This is a genomic window from Rhodococcus sp. P4_E4, assembly GCF_056401575.1.
In genome coordinates this window covers 79,121-98,722 of sequence record NZ_JBFUJB010000026.1, presented here as the reverse complement: position 1 = coordinate 98,722, position 19,602 = coordinate 79,121, and the positions used below count along the sequence as shown (strand labels likewise).

Genomic DNA, 19,602 nt, shown 5'->3' with positions numbered 1-19,602 from the left:
GTCAGAAGGACTGCCACGACGGCTTGTGCTCGAGCGCATACCGGTAGTAGTCGGCAAGTTTGAGCGAACTGGCCGCAGCTTCGTCGATCACGACGGTGACATGGCGATGCAATTGCATCACCGAAGCTGGGCAGAACGCAGACAACGGACCTTCGACGGCTGCGGCGATCGCATCGGCCTTACCTTCTCCGGTCGCGATCATCACCAGATGCCTTGCATCGCTGATGGTTCCGAGACCCTGGGTGAGCACATGGTGTGGGACGTCGTCCACCCCGTCGAAGAACCGTGCGTTGTCGATCCGGGTCTGCTCGGTCAGCGTCTTCACGCGAGTTCTCGAGGTCAACGACGATCCTGGCTCGTTGAAGCCGATGTGACCGTCGGTGCCGATGCCGAGCAACTGCACGTCCACTCCCCCGGCCGCCGCGATGCTCTGGTCGTATCGTGCGATCTCTTTCTCCGGGCACGGTGCTTCACCGTTGGGACTCGACACCATCGCCGGATCCAGATTGACGTGATCGACGAACTCCGACCGAATCACCGAGTAGTACGACTGCGGATGGCGTTTCGGCAATCCCAGGTACTCGTCGAGCAGAAACGCCCGAGCCAGCGAGAAGTCGAGTTCGGCATCGCGATGCCTCGCTGCCAGTTCACTATAGGTTCCGATCGGCGACGACCCCGTTGCAAGCCCAAGCGTCGTCGCCCCGGCTCTGACGTAGCCTTCGACGATGTCCGCGACGGTCGAGTCGACCTCCGCGGGTGTCGGCTGAATTACGATTTCCATGATTGTTCCTTTCCGGCGGCTTTTCCGCCGAGTAGTACACGCCCCAGGCGCAAGTGACGATCGGTGACCACGATGTCGGCTCGGCAGCCCACGGCCAGCGATCCGATCAGGTCGCCAAGCCCCAGCAGACGCGCAGGGCTCCGAGTTGCCGCTGCGACAGCGTCTTCCAGCGCGACCCCGCCGTCGAAGACAGTGCTGCGAAGCACGTCGAGCAATCTTGCAGTCCCTCCGGCGATGGCACCGGAACTGCCGTCAGTGGTCGCGAGTCTTGCCACTCCCTCGGCAACCGTGACGTCGAGCGCACCGAGTTGGTAGTCGCCGTCGTCCATTCCGGCCGCGGCCATCGAATCGCTGACCAAGGCGATCTGGTCCGGTCCGACAGCGTCGAAGACCATCGACACGGTCTCGGGCGCAAGATGCACACCGTCTGCGATCAGTTCCACCACCATCTCGCCTCTCGCGGCAGCCGCCAGGCACGCCGCGACGGGACCCGGAGATCGATGGTGCAGGGGCGGCATCCCGTTGAAGAGGTGGGTTGCGCTGATCTGTCCGGCCCAATCCCCGTGCACCGCAGCATCGATGCGCGCCGATGTCGTTGCCGCATCCGCATCGGTGTGACCGAAACTCGGCACGATGTTGCGACGACGCATGATCGCGAGCAACTCTTCGAAGTTCTCGGTCTCGGGCGCCAAGGTCATGGACCGCACGGTCCCCCGCGCAGCGTCACAGACGGCTTCGAGAAGGTCCGGATCGCCGGGCACGATCGCCGCCGGATCCTGGGCACCGCAGCGAACGCCGTTGATGAACGGCCCCTCGAGGTGGATACCCAGAAGTTCTCCGCGTTCGACCAGATCGGCGAGCATCGTTGCTTGTCGCACCAGATCTGCGCGCGGTGCAGAGACCAGGCTGGCCAGCATTCCGGTCGTGCCGTGCTCACAATGGTGCGCCGCAGCGAGGCTCGCACCATCGGCGTCGGTGTTCGGGAAACCAGCACCAGCTGCGCCGTGGCTGTGGACATCGATCAGGCCGGGCATGATCACCGTGTCGGTGCGTTCCGGAATGACGACGACCGGTGCGGACGCCACGTAGTCCGCAGCCGAGCCGACCCAGCTGATCTTCTCACCGTCCGCGACCACAACTCCGTCGTGAATCTTGCCGATCGGAGATCCGATCACCGTTCCCCGCAGTACGAGCGGATCGCCGGCAGCAGCCGAGCCTGATGTACTCATGCTGACTCGCGAATCCGCGCGACAGCTGCTCTACCCTCGAGCGGGTTTCGCGCGCCCCGCGCCGCAGCGGCCATGTCCTTGCACACCGCCAGATCGAGAGAGGCCAGTTGCGCGCGAACTGCGCCCAATGCCGGGACCGACATCGACAGACTCGTCACGCCCAAACCGACCAGAACCGGAGCCAACAGCGGGTCCGACGCGGATTCTCCGCACACACCAACAGGTTTCCCGGCGTCGGCGCCCGCCTGACCGACCATCGCGATCAGATCGAGGACCGCCGGCTGCCACGGATCGAGCAGTTGCGCCAGGCCTCCGGCCATACGATCCACGGCGCAGGTGTACTGGCTCAGATCGTTGGTGCCGATACTGACAAAATCGAGGTGCTCGAGGATATCCTTCGCTCGCAACGCTGCAGCTGGAATCTCGATCATTGCTCCGACCTTGCCGATCCCCCGCGAACGCGCAAGTTCTGCAAAGTCTTTCGCCTCGTCGGCAGTGGCTACCATCGGCGCCATCACCCACAGATCGGCGCCCGTCGCGTTGCCTGCCGCCGCGAGGGCGTCGAGCTGACTGATGAGGGTGTCGGGATAGACCGTGCCGACACGGAGCCCGCGGACACCAAGGGCCGGATTCTCCTCGACCCCGAGATCGAGAAACGGCAACGGCTTGTCCGAACCCGAATCGAGAGTGCGGACCACCACCTTCTGTCCGGCGAAGTGCCCGAGCACCGACGCATACATCTGCGCTTGCTCCTCCACCGAAGGTGCGTCGTGGCGCCCGAGATACGAGAATTCGGTACGGAACAGTCCGACGCCCTCACAATCCGCCGCCCCGGCCCGCGCGGCGTCCTCGAGGGTTCCGATGTTGGCCGACAACCTCACCGCGAACCCGTCACGCGTGCGTCCTGGACCATGTGCCGAAGCTGACTGCTCTGCCACGAACGATGCTTCGAGGACAGCGCGCTCGCGCATTTCTGCCGAGGGATCGATGGTGACCGTCCCGGTGGTGCCGTCGAGGATGAGGAGTTTTCCCTCCGCCAGCAGATCGGTTCCCGAGCAGTTGACCACGGCCGGGATTCCGAGCGACTTCGCCAAGATTGCGGTGTGGCTGGTCGGACCTCCTTCGGCAGTCAACAATCCGACCACGTCACTGTTGCCCAACGTCGCTGTATCTGCCGGAGCGAGGTCGCGCGCCACCAGGATGTACGGATGACCGGGAGCGGGGATTCCTGGCATCGGTTCCCCGCGAAGAACGGCCACGGCTCGCTGCCCGAGATCGCGCAAATCCGTTGCCCGCTCGGCCATGTACCCACCGAGCGCCGTGAGCTTTTCACAGAATGCGTCGAAGGCAACTGCGACGGCGTGTGCGGTCGGCAGCCCCGATTCCAGGTTCGCCTTGGCCGCCCTCACGATGCCCGCATCGCGCGCCATCGCAGCCGAGGTCGTCAGGATCTCCGCCGACACGCCCTCGACTGTCTTTGCACGCGAGAGCAGTTCCTCCGCGACGGCGTCCAGTGCCTCACGGATCCTGATCAGCTCCGCCTCGGGACTGCCGGTGATCGGGTCCGACGCCGAAGTCGGCTCAGGCGTGGAGAATCGCAACCACGGCGCACAGACCGAACCCGCGCTCACTCCGATACCCGCGATGCGGTTGTCCACACTCGCCGTCATCAGGCTTCGTCCAGTTCGGAGGCGAGAAGCTCTGCGAGCGAACCGACCGCAGCATCGGCGCCGTCACCGTCAGCACGCAACGTCACCGAATCCCCGAATGCGGCTCCGAGAGTCATGACAGACAACATGCTGGAGGCGTCGACGGGTTCGCCGTCGCCCAGCGAGATGGTGACGTCGACCGGCAGGTCGGCCGCGGCGCGCGCGAAGAGCGCTGCGGGTCGTGCGTGGAGCCCGACTCGGGATCCGATTGTCGTGGTTGCGATCGCCATGATCAGCGTCCTCCCAGTTCCTTGTCGAGCTTGTTTTCCAGTTCGGCGACGAGCGGGGCGTCGGTGCGGCTGTCACCTTCGGCAGCCAGTGCCAGTTCGGCCTCGAGCAGCGCGGCGTCGGGCTCACCTGCGGCCACCTCGACCTCTTCTTCTCGTCCCGGCGTGCGCAGATTCCACTTCTTGATGACGAAGCTGAAAAGGAAGTAGTAGATCACTGCGTAGCCGAGTCCGATCGGGATCAACATCCACGCGTTGGTTGCCTTGCCGAAGTTCAACACGTAGTCGAAGAAGCCTGCGGAGAACGTGAATCCGTCGTGAATCCCCAGCGCATTGACCAAGGCCATCGACGTTCCGGTCAGGAGCGAGTGGATGACGTACAGCGGCCACGCAACGAACATGAAGGAAAATTCGAGGGGCTCGGTGATACCGGTGAGGAAAGCGGTCAGGCCGGTGGAGAGCATGATGCCGCCGACGAGCTTCTTCTGAGAAGGCTTGGCGTTGCGCCAGATTGCGAAGGCTGCAGCGGGGAGGGCGAACATCATGATCGGGAAGAAGCCGGTCATGAACGTGCCGGCGGATGGGTCGCCTGCGAAGAACCGGTTGAGGTCGCCGCGAACGATCTGCCCGCTCGCGTCCTGGTAGTCGCCGATCAGGAACCACACGGCGGAGTTCAAGATGTGATGCAAGCCGGTGGGGATCAAGAGGCGGTTCGCTGCGCCGTAAATGCCGCCGCCCACAACGGTATTGGAAGCAACTGCTTCACCGACCCAGTTCAATCCGGAGTTGAACAACGGGTACACGAATGCCATCAGGACACCGACGACGAGACCGGTGATCGCTGTCAGAATGGGAACGAGCCTGCGCCCGTTGAAGAATCCGAGATAATCGGGAAGCTTCGTTCGATAGAACCGCTGCCACAAGATCGCCGACAGCAAGCCCATCACGATGCCGGCGAGCACACCGTAGTTGATCAGTGATTGATCCCCGTTCGGGTCGGTCTTCCCTTCGAGGACGATGGGCGACATCGCCTTGAACACTCCGTCGATCACCATGTAGCCGACGACGGCTGCCAAGGCAGTCGAGCCGTCGGCCTTCTTGGCCCAGCCGATCGCGATACCGACGGCGAAGATCAGCGGCAGCCACGTGAAGACTGCTTGTCCTGCCGCAGAGATCACTGCAGCAGCACTGTGCATCGAACTGAATCGCCCGAGCAGGTCGTCCTGGCCTAGGCGCAGCAAGATTCCCGCAGCCGGCAGAACGGCGATCGGAAGCATCAAGCTTCGGCCGAGGCGTTGAACCCCGGCGAACACTTTCGATTCCTTCTTCGGGGTGTCTTCGAGAGTCATCAAGGACCTTCTTCGTTCGCCGGGCCGCGTCGCGATCGGCCGCTGGTTCTGGAAATTCGGGTGTCGTGCACGTGCAGGTTTCGTGAAAATGCAGGTCACGGTTCATGCTCGGAAGTGAGGGCAAAACCGTTTTGTCGAAACTGTTGTGGAGCCGGACTTCCAACGGGTACTGTCCGGTCATAACCAGTTGTAGTTTTACCTGGTGGAGGCGAGTTGTCAACACCCAAATGTGACATACGTAACCGGGATAGCCTTGACCAGCAACTAGTCAGCCCACCTGTACGACCGTTCAACGATCACGACCAACCCGACAATCAGGAGCAGCAAATGTCGAAAGCGGAAGCAATCATCAAGGGCCTCGGCGGCGCAGAGAACATCGTCGAGATCGAGGCTTGCATCACCCGCCTGCGTACCGAGGTCAAGGACGGAGCGAAGGTGAACGAGTCCGCTCTCAAGGCTGCCGGCGCACACGGCGTGCTCAAAGCCGGAACGGTTGTCCAGGTCATCGTCGGGCCCGAGGCCGACACCCTTGCCGAGGACATCGAGGACATCCTGTGACGGTCGTCCTCGCCCCGCTGCCCGGCCGGGTCGTCGCACTCGCGGACGTCCCGGACCCGGTGTTCGCTCAGCAGATGGTCGGCTCGGGCGTCGCGATCGAACCCGCCCGCGGTCAAGGCCCGCTCACGGTCGTGGCGCCGATCAGCGGAAAGATCCTGAAACTTCACCCCCACGCGTTTGTGATCTTCGGCGAGAAGGCCACCGGTGTGCTGGTCCATATCGGCATCGACACGGTCAAGCTCGAAGGCGACGGATTCACGCTCATCGCCGCCGAGGGTGACACCGTCGATGCGGGTGATCCCATTGTCAGCTTCGATCCAGCGCACAGCACACCGGAAGGTGTGCTCGCCCTTTCGTTTCGAACGATGGCTATTGGTCGCCGCGCGTTTTGGGCCGCGCCTGGCCCTGGACTTCCATCTGCAACTGGTAGCGGTCGGATCGGTACCAACTGCGAGTGTGTTCGACCGGTGCTATCTCACTGAACGACACTCGATCGAAGTACAGAACCGGAGCGCCTTTACGAGTGCCGAGGAGAGTCGCGATCTCCGTACTGGCACCATCTGCACTGACAGTCTGCTCTGCCCGGTCGATCGGCTTGTCGTACTTGTCAGCGGTCGCCCGGTAGATCGAACCCGTCAAGTCCATGTCGAGTAGACCAGGCAACAGTTCCGGATTGAACCAGCCGTCGTCCACACTCACCGGCTCGCCGTCGGCGAGGCGCAAGCGCTTGACGTGATACCCCTCGGAACCCGGTCTCATATTCAGTGCGGCAGCAGTGCTTTCGGGGACCGGCCCCTGCTCACTGACCAGGACCACTGTGGTGGGGTGATGCCCCTGGGCCCTCATCTCCTCGGTGAACGACGCAAGGTGCAGCTTGGACTGGACAGCGCGGTGCGCGACAAAGGTGCCCTTGCCACGCACACGCACGAGGTGTCCGTCATTGACCAACTGGCCGATGGCCTCGCGAACAGTGATCCGACTGACGCCGTAGTCCTGCATCAGGTTTCGCTCGCTGGTCATCAAGTCGCCAGGCTGGAGTTCTTGGGTGCACTTGCGCAGGAGAATGGTGCGCAACTGCTCATGTTTGGGTATTGCGCTGTCGCGCAAATGAACGGGCATCACAGCGACTGTCCCTCCGAGAAATGAATAGTCGTCTATTCGCCGACGATAACGATCTGAAATCGCGGGCAGGTCCCGACCGGACCGGTCCAATTAACGATACTGGAATTCACGGTAGGAAACTAGCATCAGTCCGGAGTTGTCCGATTTCAACCGTCCAACCGTCGGTAGATGGACCGTATTTCGTCCAAGGCGACGTTCTGCTGAGCCATGTCCAATCCCAGTGCCGCAACCGCCTCACGCAGACGGCGGATATCCAGATCGTCTATCGCCGGTCGAAATTGCACCTTCGGTAGCGCGGGGAGGGCAGCCGCGATTCCGAACCAATTCTCGACGTCTACCGGAACAGTCGACTCGTCCTCCACTCCCCCGATCAACTGCTCCAGGTCGACCCCGCGAAGTCTCAGCAACCTCAGCGGATCGGTGTCGATTCGCTCGGCAGTCAAGAACGCCACGGCCGCAGCGTGTTTGCACGGCCAGCCGACATCGGGGCAGGTGCAGTCGAAACGGAAAGCCGACGGGCCGTCCGGTATCATTTGGGCAGCAAGCATGTCCGGGACAGTGCCGGACACCAGCGCGGCAAGGCTTCCCGGCACTCGGCGGATCTTGGTGATGATGTCGTCGATATCCGATTGATCAAGAGTGTCGATCGAGAGCGTGGAAACGAAAGGTTGAAGTTGGCTGCCCTGAACCTCGGCCGTCACCACTCCCGGTTCGATGTCGAGCGCCAAAACCTGACCCGAACGCGCATACGTTCGCCCACGCGTGACACGAGGTTTGTCGCCGATCTCTTCGACGACGCGGACAAAAGCCTTGCCCCAGAACGTTCTCCCGAACGCTGGACGAGGCTTGACCGGCGCGGGTGCCCGCCGCCGGGGCCCGGTGTATTCGCTGAAATCGGGGCCTTTGCCGCGCGGATTCATTCGCCCACCGCGTCGTCGCCGAGTCGCAACAACTCGTCCAATTGTTCGACGCTCATCTCCGTCACCCAGTTCTCACCGGTCCCGACTGCAAGTTCGGCGAGTTCACTTTTACTCGCGATCATCGTGTCGATTCGCTCTTCCAAAGTTCCGACACACACCATCTTGCGGACCTGCACGTTCTTTCTCTGACCGATGCGGAAGACACGGTCCGTCGCCTGGTTCTCAACCGCCGGGTTCCACCATCTGTCGAGATGAACGACATGGTTGGCCGCTGTGAGATTCAGACCCGTGCCGCCGGCCTTGAGCGAGAGCACCATGATGGGCGGACCGTCTGCGCCTTGGAATCCCTCGACCATCGCGTCGCGCCCAGCCTTGGACACTCCGCCGTGGAGAAACGGAACCTCGGTGGTGAACCGGTCGGCCAGGTACGGCACCACTAATTCCCCGAACTCACGAAACTGTGTGAACAACAGAACCTTCTCGTCGTCGGCCGTGACCGACTCGACGATATCTTCGACCAGGCCAAGTTTTCCCGAACGGTGTTGCCCGCGGCGCATCACCGGCGAACCGTCGCGCAGGAAGTGCGCCGGATGATTGCACACCTGTTTGAGTTTGGTCAGCGCAGACAGGACGGCGCCTTTGCGCTTCATCCCTTCCGTTCCCTTGATCTGCGCCATCATCTCGTCCACCACGGCGCGGTACAACGCCGCCTGTTCCTCACTGAGATTCGCTCGAACCGTCATCTCCAACTTCTCCGGGAGATCCGCGATCACGGAGGGATCGGTCTTGACCCGTCGCAGCACAAAGGGGGACGTGACGGCTCGCAGTCTCGAGACGGCAAGTTGATCTTTTTCCCGCTCGATCGGCACGACAAACCGTTTGCGGAACATCTGCTCAGAGCCGAGTACCCCGCGATTGGCAAAATCGAGGATGGACCGCAACTCGTCCAGCCGGTTCTCCACCGGCGTTCCGGTCAGAGCAACGCGATGGTCCGCAGGAATGCTGCGAGCAGCGCGGGCCTGAGATGTCTTGGCGTTCTTGATGTGTTGAGCTTCGTCAAGCACCACGCGCCGCCAGTCGAGATCCTTGAGCGCCGCGACGTCGCGGGTCATGAGCGCGTAGGTGGTGATCACCAGATCACTCTCACGAACTGCCTGTTCCAACTCCGCCCCGGTAGCGCGATCCGAACCGTGATGAACGTAGACGCGCAGGCTCGGCACAAATCGCGCCGCTTCACGCTGCCAGTTTCCCACGACCGACATCGGGCACACCAAAAGTGTTGCTGTCTTGGACTTCTCGTGCGCAAGTAACGCCAACAGTTGCAGCGTCTTACCCAGACCCATGTCGTCGGCCAGTACCGCGCCGAGCCCGAGGGCACTCATGTACGCCAACCAGTCGAGACCGCGTCGTTGATACGGACGCAAAGTCGCGTTGACCGTCGACGGTACCGCGACCTGCCGCGGAGCTACCGACTGGTCGAGCAGTGCCGAAGCCCATCCGGTTGCCTTCACTTCCTCGACCGGCAGGTCTTTGAGGTCGTCGGCGATCAAATCCTTGATCAGATCGACAATCGCTCGGTCCCCGCTCGAATGCCGCTGACTGACAAAACGAGCCGCGCGGGCCAGGACGTCTTTGTCCGCCTGAACCCACTCGCCGCGCAACTGGACCAGATCGGACTTCGCATCGACCAGTCGGGTCATTTCCTCGGCGGTCAGTACCTTGTCTCCGAGCGCCAATTCCCAATCGTATTCCAGCAATTGGTCCATACCGACCGTACGATTCTCCGCAACGATCGGAGACGCCGCCGAGGTCACCCGCACACGCAGGGATGGAGACACCACGTTCCAGGCACGCGGAAGCAGCAGCGTGATCCCTCGCTCTCGCAGGACTATCGCGCCGTGTCCGACCAGGTCCATCACGACAGGAGTGGGCAGCAACAGGTCGAGACTGTCCTCGTCGCGCGGCACGTCGCGAAAACGTGGGTAAGCCTTGATCGCCTCTTCGAGTTTGCGGCTGCCGAGCTGGATACGTTTGGGATCTGCCCGGTGCAGTCGAACACGTTCGGGCGCTTCACCTTCGGGACGCAAACACACTTGCAGACGCCACAGCGCATCGTCGTCCGGATCGGAATTGTCGTCGAGTTCAGGCTCGATCAGCCGCAGAACCAGGTCCGGCTCTCCGGCGGTGAACGTCGACCCCCATTCGGCGAGTCCCTCGGCCGCTCGTACCGACACGTCGTCGAAAGCGTCCCCGGACAACACGGCCTGCCACAGCGGGGTCTGCACCACCGGAGGCGTGCCACCGAGAACACGACGGACGATCGGGTCCGTGAGTTCGTTCGTGATGTCTTCGATCGTCGCCCTCGGCGAGCCGACCGCCCGCTGCACCGGCGGCATGGCCACTACCAATTCGCCGATCCAGGCGCGCTGGCGTTCCCCCACCGACAACTGCCACCGCGGCCACCAACTACCCTCGGCTCGCGTCAGCGCCGGCACCACCCGGCCGGCGCGCACCCAACGGTCGATCCCTCGCGCCACGTGCACGAGAAAGTGCAGGTCTCCCGCGATTCGCTGGTCGTCGGCCTTGAACCGCAGCAGGAGATCGACTGCGTCCGGCGGCGCCAACGCAACAGCTGCGTACTCACTCTGCAAAGGCCCGCCAGGCACGGGCGGCATAGCGACATTCACACGATGACGGAACTTACGATGCAGGACAGCACTGACCGGATCTCGCGGATCGTCGGTTCCGGCACCGTCGTGCCCGTCGACCCACAGTTTGAGCCCCGATCCCGGTGACCAGAGTCCATGCAGCATCCGACCATCCAATCAGGTGCCACCGACACCGCTCTTCGTCACCACCCTTCCGGACCGTCCTTCCGATCTGGCTGGGCAATAGGCTGGCAGTCATGACGACGGCATACGGCTTCACCGAGTACGGCGGACCCGACACACAGTCCTACTTCGACGTCACCCTGCCCCCACCGGGTGCCGGCCAACTGCTGGTGTCGGTCCGAGCGGCGGGCGTCAACCCAGCTGACTGGAAAGTTCGCGCGGGTACTCGAAAAGATACTGTCCCGGTGACGCTGCCTGCGGTTCTGGGCCGCGAAGTGTCCGGTGTTGTCATCGGAGTAGGTCCGCGGGTCACCGAGTTCGAGGTCGGCGACGAAGTGTTCGGCGCTACCGCTACCGGCTTCGGCGGCTACGCCGCGTCAACATTGCTCAACGTCTCCTCGACAGCACACAAGCCGCCGACCGTGTCCTGGGCCGATGCCGCGGTGCTGACGGTTGCGGCGGGAACGGCCTACGACGCACTCCCCGATCTCGGTCTGAAACCCGGGGCAACACTCCTGCTCCTCGGCGCCGGCGGCGGCGTTGGTCGAAGCACGACCGCGCTTGCGGTGTCTCGCGGCATCGACGTCATCGGCGTCGCGAGTGAGTCCAAGCGAACCTCGATCGAGGGCGCGGGAGCACGGTGGGTTGCGTCGGGAGACGCCTTCGCAGGCGAAGTGTCCGCGTTGTACCCAGACGGAGTGGACGCGGTTTTCGACCTGGTCGGCGGGGACACTCTCACTCGCGGCGCTGAGCTCGCCCGACCGGACGCGCCGATCCTGAGCATCGCCGATCCTCTGGCGGCGAGCCGACTCGGCGGCGGCGGTGTCGAACGCCGAAGAACTACAGCAGTATTCACGGAGGTCGCGGCGCTCGTGGCCGACGGGACCCTCGACCCGTCCGTGTCCGGCCGTTACCCATTCTCCCGCGCTGGGGAAGCGCTCGCTGCAGTCGAAGACGGCCATGCAGCCGGCAAAGTGGTGATCGAGTTCGGCTGATTTCTGTCGGCCCCCGATGGTTCAATCACGGTCTACGACGGGCGGCGTTGAATCACCGTCTACGACGGGCGGGGGCACAGGTGGTTGCACGGTTATCTGCGATCCTGTCGACGCTCGCGCTCATATGTCTCGTCGCGGCCTGCGGATGGTTCGGGGACGAGCGTCTCGATTCGGCCCCGGGCAGCCCGACACGATCGGAACTGGAAGAGCTGCTGTCCCGGACCGCGATTGTCGACAACCGACCACATCCGGGTGGATACGAGCGCGGCTGCGGTAACGGCGAGGCTTGCGTCTTCGGCCCCGCTTGGTCCGACGACCAGGACGCACCAGGTGGCCACGACGGGTGCGATACCCGCAACAACGTTCTGGCCCATGATCTCTCGGACGTGGTATTCAAACCGGGAACACGTGACTGCGTCGTACTGTCGGGCGCGATGACCGACCCGTACTCCGGTGATCGCATCGAATTCGAACGCAGCCAGGCCAAGTCCGTCCAGATCGACCACGTCTTCCCACTCGCCGCAGCCTGGGACTTCGGCGCGAACTCCTGGACGCCCGCGCTTCGGATGAGGTTCGCGAACGACACGTCACTGAACCTGTTGGCCGTCAACGGCCCCGACAACCAGTCGAAAGGCGACAGCACGCCCGGTGAGTGGTTGCCGCCCAATCCTGCATACCGATGTTTCTACGCCGGCAAGTACTTGACCGTCGCGATTTCCTACGGCTTACCGGTCAGCCGGGCGGATCACTCGGCGTTGACAGAACTCGCCACTCGCTGTTGAGCTACCGGCCGTCCTTCACCACTCGACCGCTCTGAATGACGAGTGCGATGCGCTCACGATCGGCGAAGATGGACGGATCCGTCAACGGATTGCCGCGGAATGCAACGAGGTCGGCGAACTTGCCGACTTCGATGGTGCCGACCTCGTCGGCGATGCCGAGAATGTCGGCGTTGATCCGGGTAGCGGAAACCAATGCGTCCATCGGGGTTTCGACCTTGGCGCGCAGGACTAGCTCCATTCCCCGGCCCGTTTGATCGGTACCGATGAGGTCCGATCCCAATCCCACTCTGACGCCGGCATTTCGAGCAGCAAGAAGCCCGTCGATCTGACCCTGCATCATCTGACCGATCCGAGCCGAAATCGATTCGGGTAGACCTGCTGACGCCGCGCTGTCCGAGAGCGCCTGCACCACAGCCAACGTCGGCACCAACGCGACGTCGTGCTCGGCCATCAACTTGGCAGTCTCGTCGTCGATACCTGAGCCGTGCTCGACGCATTTCGCGCCGGCAGTGACAGCGTTTCGGATTCCCTCGTTGTTGTGGGCATGCACCGTGACATAGGTACCGCGCGCATTGGCTTCCTCGACGGCAACTTCGATCTCGTCGACCGTGAACTGCGTGTCGGTGAGCTTGTCATGAGTGGATACCACTCCCCCGGTGACACACAGTTTGAGGAAGTCCGCACCCCTGCGGAACGTCTCGCGAACGTTCTTTCGCATTTCGTGCGGACCGTCGGAAAGCAGAGACATACAACGTAATCCGGGGATGTCATGATCGGACCAGTCCGAAGTCGGCTCCCACTCGGCCGCCAGGTGTCCGTGTCCACCGGTCTGGCACTGGATCGGGCCGCACTGAATGATCCGCGGACCCGGAATCTTGCCCGAGGCGACAACTCCGGCGAGTCCACCGTCGATTCCGCCGCAGTCACGAACAGTGGTGAATCCCCCGTCGAGGGTCGATGCGCAGGTCGCGAACATGTCTGCAGCGAGCTCGGCTACCGAGATCTGACGCCGCAGACTCGGTGCGAGATCGCTCGATCCACCGAGATGAACGTGCGCGTCGATGAGGCCGGGCGTGATTGTCAGCCCGGTGCAGTCCAGCACCTCCGCCCCCGCAGGCGGCGTTCCACCGAGTGCACTGATGCGGCCATCTTCCACGGCAACAGCGCAGTTCTCGATCGGGTCGGCGCCCGTGCCGTCGATGATCGTTGCACCGGTCAGCCATACGACAGACATATTGAATGTTCCTCCGACGTGTACCGATCGCCGGAAGATTCCGCCGACATACCGAATAGGGTTCGGTTAGTATGATGCATACCGGCTCCCGAAATCAAGGAGTTGTCATCAATCGATCAAGTCCGAGATTGCCGACGAATCCCTCACCAGGAGAATCGATGCCGCGTCCCACTCAGCCGATACTGTCCACGCGAAACATCACCGACGCGGCTCTGGATGCTGTCGACGCAACCGGCGACTTCACCATGCCCGGGATCGCCAAGCAACTGAACGTGACTCCGTCTTCGCTCTACACACATATTTCGGGTCGATCCGAGATCGTCGAACTCATGCGCATCCGCGTGATGTCGTCGATCTCTGTCCCCCACCCACCCGCAGGATGGAGCGAACGGATCAGCGCGTGGGGGTGGGCATATCGCCGAGCTGCCGTCGAACATTGGCGCCTCATCCCGCTACTCATGACACGCAGCGTCCGCACCGAGGTGACTTTTGATATCGATACTGCACTGGTTCAAGCATTTTCGGACGGGGGTTTCGATTCGACCGATACGCGTCACGCAATTTCCACGCTGGACAGTCTGGTTCTCGGATCCGTCGTGAAACTCTCGACGCCGGATGTCGCGTGGACTCAATCCTCCAACCCGAGCGAGGTCACGCGTGAGGCCGCGAACCCACTGCGAACCGACGACACCTTCGACTTCGGCCTGCGAACGCTGATCGCTGGATGGATGGCCCAGTGCGTCGTCCGCCTGTATACCGAATCCCATTCGGATCTACCTGTCACTTCACGGTGAACGACCTCGTATGCCATCCAGTGGCTCCACCGGGAATCGGCGGAGTGCGCTCTTCCACCTGAACGTTCCCGTCCAAATCCGTCGCTCTGACCTGCACGGTGTGCAAACCTGAGCCTGCATCCCACATCCACGACCATTGACGCCAGGTGTCGATCGAGTACTCCTGCGCCAGTGTCGCCGGTTGCCATTCGCCGTTGTCGACGCGAACCTCGACCTTCTCGATCCCGCGATGCTGCGCCCAGGCCGTTCCCGCCACCAGCACCTGGCCCGGCTCGATCGGCGCCAAAGCTGCCGGCACCTCGATACGCGAGGACGTCTTGATCGGTGCCTGCGCACCCCAACCGCGCTGGGTCCAATAGGCCTCGACCTTGTCGAAACGCGTGAGTTCCCACTCCGTCACCCACTTGGTGGCGGAGACGAAACCGTACAGGCCGGGAACTACCTGCCGAACGGGATAGCCGTGCTCGAACGGCAACGGCTCACCGTTCATCGCCACGGCGAGAATCGCGTCACGGCCGTCGGTGACTATCTCGACCGGGGTGCCGACTGTGAAGCCGTCGACGCTGGTCGACAGGAGCATGTCGGCGTCGGGATGGACACCGACTTCGTCGAGCAGGTCCTTCATGGGATAACCGATCCACTTCGCGTTCCCGGCCAGAACGCCGCCCACCTCGTTGGAAACACACGTCAGCGTGATGACTCGCTCGATGGGCGTTCGCGCCACCAGATCGTCGAACGACAACGTCATCTCGCGGTCCACCATTCCGTGAATCCGCAGTTCCCACGAATCCGTCGTCAATTGCGGAACGAGGAGTGCAGTGTCGATTCGATAGAAGTCGTCGTTGGGCGTGATGTACGTCGACGCACCCGCAATCGCGATGTCCGCACCCGCCGGAATCGGCGGCGCCGGGTCAGCGGCAGTGGGCACGACAAAGTCTTCACGATTCGCTACTGCTCCGGCGATTCTCTGCCCCACGAACTTCCCGGCGGCACCCGCTGCCGCAGCCACTGCCAACGCCGCACCTGCCAGCAGAAGGAACTGACGACGAGGCAACCACGAGTCGGCGACGCCAGGCGAGAGCGGCACCTCGAGTTGCGTGATCAGCAACCGCAAGGTTGCGACGCCCGCCACCACACCGACCAGCGTCGGGAACACGTACATCGCATCGGCAGTCGGGCGCTGCATCGCCGCATACACACCAACCGCGCCCAGAAGAACGAGGATGACACTGCCGATCGGGCGGCGTCGCCGTTCCAACAATCCGGCCACCGCACCGAGCAGAACGATCAATATCGACATTCCGATGAACAGCGCCGGCTTGTCATTGGTGCCGAAGGTGTCGATCGCGAACTCGCGAGCCCACGCCGGGGTTCGGTCGACGGTCGTTGCCCCGACGGCGTAGAAGGGCGACGCGTCCGGGTTGATCGGCAGCGCCACCAGTTCACCGACGCCCAGGACGACAGCCGCGGCCAAGACCCCGGAGATCGCGTGAGCAGCCCATCTACGACGCGGTGGACGAGATTCGGTGCTCGGGTGCTCGTCGATGTTCTGTGTGACCATGTCGTCTCGGCTCTGTCGGTGCGAGTGGTGCTTCGATCGGATACCCGACATTCGGCGCTGCGGGACATCCGGATGGGTCCACTCCTCCATCAAGAACTACTCCGAACTCGCGATTAGAGTGGGGACAATGACCGTCGACCTCAACAAGGACACGCTCCTGTGCATGTCGCTCTCCGGGCGACCGAGCAACATCGGCACCAGGTTTCACAATTACCTCTACGAGGAATTGGGCCTGAACTTCGTCTACAAAGCCTTCACCACCGAAGACGTGCCAGCCGCGATCGGCGGCATCCGAGCACTCGGGATTCGAGGCTGCGGGGTGTCGATGCCGTTCAAGGAACAGGTCATCGAGCACATCGACGTCATGCATGATTCGGCCAGCGCCATCGACTCCGTGAACACGATCGTCAACGAGTCCGGAGTGCTGCACGCCTACAACACCGACTATCAGGCGGTGGCCGATCTGCTGCGTGACAACGACGTCGACACGAGCCTGTCCGTCGCTGTCGCCGGCAGCGGTGGCATGGCAAAAGCAGTCGTCGCTGCGGTGCGCGACACCGGATTCACCGACGTCACCGTGATCGCCCGCAACCAGCAAGTGGGGTCGTCGCTCGCGAAGCAGTACGGCTTCGACTGGCAGGCCGAACTCGGCGAGCTTCGTCCCGGTGTGCTGATCAACGCCACTCCGATCGGTATGTCCGGCGGCGCAGAAGCAGATGCACTGTCGTTCCCCGAACAAGCAGTGCGCGCCGCCGATGTCGTCTTCGACGTCGTCGCGATGCCTGCGAACACGCCACTGATCGCGTTGGCGACCGAACTCGGCAAGACGGCGATCACGGGAGCGTCGGTCATTGCCCTTCAGGCCGCCGAGCAGTTCGTGCTCTACACCGGCGTGCGTCCGAGCGCGGAGCAGATCCAGCGAGCGTCGGAATACTCACGGGCGTAGGAACCACGTCGCCGTGAACGAGACCGGGGAGACTCAACCTCAACAACTCGCGCGGAACTTCAACGAGTTGTTGCAAGAACTGCGCGTCGCGCTCTCTGGTGTTCAGATCCTGTTTGCCTTCTTGCTGGCCGTGGCATTCACCGAACGCTACGAGGAAGCGTCGGCGTACATCCGCGGCATCCACTTGGTGACGGTGATACTTGTTGCCATCTCGTTCGGGTTCCTGATGGCACCCGCGGTCTGGCATCGCATGCTCTTCCGCCGTGGGCACCGCGAGAACATATTGCCCGTCGCGAACCGATTCGCCCTGTGCGGCATAGCCTTTCTCGCCGCCTCCATGACCGGCACGGTCCTGTTGATCGCCGAGGTCGCCGTCGGCGGAGTTGCTGCGAAGGTCTTGGCAGCGTGCGCCGCGATCATGTTCACGGCACTGTGGTTTCTCGTGCCGTCATTCATCGATCGCACCAAGAGCTGACTCAGGCTCCGGTGTCGACGGCGCGAGTGCTGTCGTTCGACCACTGTGACCACGAGCCCGGGAACAGCGTCGCGTCGTAACCGGCGATCGCGAGTGCCGCAATCTCATGCGCTGCAGTTACTCCGGATCCGCAGTACACCGCGACACTGTCTCCGGCGCCCAGTCCGGCGAACCGCTCACGCAGGCGGGTCGCATCCAGGAACCGCCCGTCGCCGGTGATGTTCTCCGCGGTCGGCGCGCTCACCGCACCGGGGATGTGCCCTGCGACGGGATCCATCGGCTCGACCTCGCCGCGGTACCGCTCCCCCGCTCGGGCGTCGAGAAGCACACCGCCCGCACGCGTCCAGTCGCCGACGCCGTCGATGTCGACCGTCGGCATGTTGCCGCCGGTGAAAGTCGCATTGCCCGGAGTGGCCGACTCACCGATACCGGCCGTCAACGGCAGTCCCGCGGACTCCCAGGCCTGTAGTCCGCCGTCGAGCAGTCGGACATCCGAGAGCCCGGCCCACCGCAGCAGCCACCAACCACGGGCAGCGGCCGTGTTGCCGGTGGCGTCGTAAAGCACCACCGAATCACCGTCGTCGATTCCCCAACGACGCGCAGCGTCCTGCAGGTCTTCGAGACTCGGCAGCGGATGCCTTCCCTTGTCCGGCGACGGCGGCGAGGCAAGTTCCTCATCGAGGTTCACGAATACCGCGCCGGGAATATGGCCGTCGCGAAAATGCTGCTCGCCGTTCGAATCACCCAGCGCCCATCGGACATCGAGCAATCGCGGCGCAGCGCCGGCCTCGATGAGAGCGGACAGTTCTTCGACGTCGATCAGCACGGGAAGTGTCATGAACCCATCCTGACACGACCACTCATGCAACCCCGAAGAAGGCACCGAGACCCACCAACAACACTCCCGTCACCACGTCGATTCGCTTGCCGACGCCAGGACGACGCAGCTTCTTGCCGGCTCCGGCCGCCAACACCACCACGATCGCCCACCACAGTGCCGCGGCGACCACCGTCGCGCCCGCCAACATCAACGTGCGCAGCCCTGCGCCTTCACCCGGCTCGATGAATTGCGGGAGTAGCCCGAGAAAGAACAACAGCGCCTTCGGGTTCAGCAGGTTCGAGAGGAAGCCGTAGCGAAATGCCGTGGTGACCGCGATCGGTTCTTTCGCTGCCGGAATTCCCTCGTCCGAGGCTCGGGCTTTGAAAGCACTTCGAATCGCGGAGATACCGAGCCAGGTCAGATATGCCGCCCCGGCGTATGTGAGCGCAGAGAGCAACTGTGGCCGTGTCGCCACAAGTGCGGAGAGACCAAGTGACGCGGCAGCGGTGTGAACGAAGAGCCCGGAAATCACACCGGCGGCCACCACCGCGCCGGTCCGACGATCTGCCAGAGAATGACGCAGGATCAGGACAAAATCCGGTCCCGGCGTGAACAGGACGATGGATAGCAGGGAGCCGAAAGCGAGCCATTGACCGACACTCATCCGAAATACCTCACACCCGAGCTGATTCGAGACACATGTTCATGCCAGGAGTGTGCAACTGGATCCGGGAAGTTCAAAACGACTCCGGATATAGTTCGGCAGATGACGAAGAATGAGCCTCTGGATCCGGTGGACTGGAAGATTTTGGCCGAATTGCAGAACGACGCGTCGATCACCAACAAGGTGTTGGCCGATCGAGTCGGCTTGGCGACGTCCTCGTGCCACGAGCGCGTACGACGCCTACGTGCCAACGGAACGATCAGCGGTATCCACGCGGTTGTCGATCCGGCAGCCGTTGGCCGGTCGATGCAGGCGATCATCGCCGTTCAATTGCGACCACACCGCCGCGACCTCGTCGACCGGTTCACCGCCGACGCGCTAGCGCTGCCGGAAACGCTTGCGCTCTTCAACGTCTCGGGGCCCGAGGACTTCTTCCTCCACGTCGCGGTCCGTGACAGCGCTCATCTACAACGGGTATTGATCGACCACCTCGCCGCACATCCCGAGGTCTGGCACGCCCAAACGCACCTCATCTACGGCAAAGCGGTCACCTCACCCATCCGACCGGACAGGTAAATCGGGTCTGGGGCGGGTCGGGCAGAATC

At 63.0% G+C, this 19,602-nt stretch carries 20 protein-coding genes; 8 read left to right on the top strand and 12 right to left on the bottom strand.

Features of this window, described 5'->3' with window-relative positions:
• Position 1: 1 nt before the first annotated feature.
• From nagB to AC1DVN_RS26770, 5 genes are read right to left on the bottom strand one after another with little or no spacing between them, the layout of a single operon-like run.
• Positions 2-781, bottom strand: coding sequence for a glucosamine-6-phosphate deaminase (gene nagB, locus AC1DVN_RS26790; RefSeq protein WP_477994416.1), 780 nt, complete (start codon positions 779-781; stop codon positions 2-4).
• Positions 769-2,010 (bottom strand): N-acetylglucosamine-6-phosphate deacetylase, encoded by a 1,242-nt coding sequence (locus AC1DVN_RS26785; protein ID WP_477994415.1) that lies wholly within the window; start codon positions 2,008-2,010, stop codon positions 769-771. The genes nagB and AC1DVN_RS26785 overlap by 13 nt, the downstream gene beginning before the upstream one ends.
• Positions 2,007-3,680, bottom strand: coding sequence for a phosphoenolpyruvate--protein phosphotransferase (gene ptsP / locus AC1DVN_RS26780; protein WP_477994414.1), 1,674 nt, complete (start codon positions 3,678-3,680; stop codon positions 2,007-2,009). The genes AC1DVN_RS26785 and ptsP overlap by 4 nt, the downstream gene beginning before the upstream one ends.
• Positions 3,680-3,949 (bottom strand): HPr family phosphocarrier protein, encoded by a 270-nt coding sequence (locus AC1DVN_RS26775; RefSeq protein ID WP_019749212.1) that lies wholly within the window; start codon positions 3,947-3,949, stop codon positions 3,680-3,682. The genes ptsP and AC1DVN_RS26775 overlap by 1 nt, the downstream gene beginning before the upstream one ends.
• 2 nt (positions 3,950-3,951) lie before the next feature.
• On the bottom strand, positions 3,952-5,295 hold the full coding sequence (locus AC1DVN_RS26770; protein ID WP_019749213.1) for a PTS transporter subunit EIIC: 1,344 nt from the start codon (positions 5,293-5,295) through the stop codon (positions 3,952-3,954).
• A 327-nt stretch (positions 5,296-5,622) separates the two neighbouring features.
• On the opposite strand from AC1DVN_RS26770, the gene AC1DVN_RS26765 reads away from it, so the two are divergent.
• Both AC1DVN_RS26765 and AC1DVN_RS26760 read left to right on the top strand, forming a co-directional pair.
• A complete protein-coding gene (locus AC1DVN_RS26765) occupies positions 5,623-5,853 on the top strand; it encodes a PTS sugar transporter subunit IIB (protein WP_003941324.1) in 231 nt (76 codons plus the stop codon).
• A complete protein-coding gene (locus AC1DVN_RS26760; RefSeq protein ID WP_477994413.1) occupies positions 5,850-6,335 on the top strand; it encodes a PTS sugar transporter subunit IIA in 486 nt (161 codons plus the stop codon). Before AC1DVN_RS26765 ends, AC1DVN_RS26760 begins: the two co-directional genes overlap by 4 nt.
• Here AC1DVN_RS26760 and AC1DVN_RS26755 read toward each other — a convergent pair.
• The 3 genes from AC1DVN_RS26755 to AC1DVN_RS26745 form a co-directional block, all read right to left on the bottom strand.
• Positions 6,223-6,972 carry a GntR family transcriptional regulator gene (locus tag AC1DVN_RS26755; protein WP_019749216.1) on the bottom strand — a complete coding sequence of 250 codons (750 nt, stop codon included), beginning with the start codon at positions 6,970-6,972 and terminating at the stop codon, positions 6,223-6,225. The two genes, AC1DVN_RS26760 and AC1DVN_RS26755, sit on opposite strands and share 113 nt — an antisense overlap.
• 149 nt (positions 6,973-7,121) lie before the next feature.
• Positions 7,122-7,895 carry an SWIM zinc finger family protein gene (locus AC1DVN_RS26750; protein WP_477994412.1) on the bottom strand — a complete coding sequence of 258 codons (774 nt, stop codon included), beginning with the start codon at positions 7,893-7,895 and terminating at the stop codon, positions 7,122-7,124.
• Entirely contained in the window at positions 7,892-10,708 is a 2,817-nt protein-coding gene (locus AC1DVN_RS26745; RefSeq protein WP_477994411.1) for a DEAD/DEAH box helicase, read from the bottom strand. Before AC1DVN_RS26745 ends, AC1DVN_RS26750 begins: the two co-directional genes overlap by 4 nt.
• Before the next feature lie 92 nt (positions 10,709-10,800).
• Between AC1DVN_RS26745 and AC1DVN_RS26740 the strand changes: the two genes are divergently transcribed.
• Both AC1DVN_RS26740 and AC1DVN_RS26735 read left to right on the top strand, forming a co-directional pair.
• Positions 10,801-11,721 carry an NADP-dependent oxidoreductase gene (locus AC1DVN_RS26740; protein WP_477994410.1) on the top strand — a complete coding sequence of 307 codons (921 nt, stop codon included), beginning with the start codon at positions 10,801-10,803 and terminating at the stop codon, positions 11,719-11,721.
• Positions 11,722-11,801: 80 nt separating this feature from the next.
• Entirely contained in the window at positions 11,802-12,503 is a 702-nt protein-coding gene (locus tag AC1DVN_RS26735) for an HNH endonuclease family protein (protein ID WP_477994409.1), read from the top strand.
• Between the two features lies 1 nt (position 12,504).
• Here the strand turns inward: AC1DVN_RS26735 and AC1DVN_RS26730 are convergent, their stop codons facing one another.
• Positions 12,505-13,737: a metal-dependent hydrolase family protein gene (locus AC1DVN_RS26730; RefSeq protein ID WP_021334169.1), complete on the bottom strand. Its 1,233-nt coding sequence runs from the start codon at positions 13,735-13,737 to the stop codon at positions 12,505-12,507.
• Between the two features lie 158 nt (positions 13,738-13,895).
• Here AC1DVN_RS26730 and AC1DVN_RS26725 point away from each other — a divergent pair, with 158 nt between their 5' ends.
• A complete protein-coding gene (locus tag AC1DVN_RS26725) occupies positions 13,896-14,531 on the top strand; it encodes a TetR/AcrR family transcriptional regulator C-terminal domain-containing protein (protein WP_019749222.1) in 636 nt (211 codons plus the stop codon).
• Here AC1DVN_RS26725 and AC1DVN_RS26720 read toward each other — a convergent pair.
• Positions 14,518-16,092 (bottom strand): molybdopterin-dependent oxidoreductase, encoded by a 1,575-nt coding sequence (locus AC1DVN_RS26720; RefSeq protein ID WP_020908339.1) that lies wholly within the window; start codon positions 16,090-16,092, stop codon positions 14,518-14,520. The two genes, AC1DVN_RS26725 and AC1DVN_RS26720, sit on opposite strands and share 14 nt — an antisense overlap.
• A gap of 127 nt (positions 16,093-16,219) precedes the next feature.
• Here AC1DVN_RS26720 and AC1DVN_RS26715 point away from each other — a divergent pair, with 127 nt between their 5' ends.
• Positions 16,220-17,038 carry a shikimate 5-dehydrogenase gene (locus tag AC1DVN_RS26715; protein ID WP_046378825.1) on the top strand — a complete coding sequence of 273 codons (819 nt, stop codon included), beginning with the start codon at positions 16,220-16,222 and terminating at the stop codon, positions 17,036-17,038.
• Between the two features lie 13 nt (positions 17,039-17,051).
• The gene (locus AC1DVN_RS26710; protein WP_477994408.1) at positions 17,052-17,513 is read left to right on the top strand and encodes a DUF6328 family protein; all 462 of its coding nucleotides are present in this window, start codon (positions 17,052-17,054) and stop codon (positions 17,511-17,513) included.
• Position 17,514: 1 nt separating this feature from the next.
• Here the strand turns inward: AC1DVN_RS26710 and AC1DVN_RS26705 are convergent, their stop codons facing one another.
• Both AC1DVN_RS26705 and AC1DVN_RS26700 read right to left on the bottom strand, forming a co-directional pair.
• Positions 17,515-18,351, bottom strand: a complete 837-nt coding sequence (locus AC1DVN_RS26705; protein ID WP_477994407.1) for a sulfurtransferase — start codon at positions 18,349-18,351, stop codon at positions 17,515-17,517.
• Between the two features lie 22 nt (positions 18,352-18,373).
• A complete protein-coding gene (locus AC1DVN_RS26700; protein WP_003941342.1) occupies positions 18,374-18,997 on the bottom strand; it encodes a LysE family translocator in 624 nt (207 codons plus the stop codon).
• Between the two features lie 102 nt (positions 18,998-19,099).
• Here AC1DVN_RS26700 and AC1DVN_RS26695 point away from each other — a divergent pair, with 102 nt between their 5' ends.
• The gene (locus AC1DVN_RS26695) at positions 19,100-19,573 is read left to right on the top strand and encodes an Lrp/AsnC family transcriptional regulator (protein WP_003941284.1); all 474 of its coding nucleotides are present in this window, start codon (positions 19,100-19,102) and stop codon (positions 19,571-19,573) included.
• Positions 19,574-19,602: the final 29 nt, after the last annotated feature.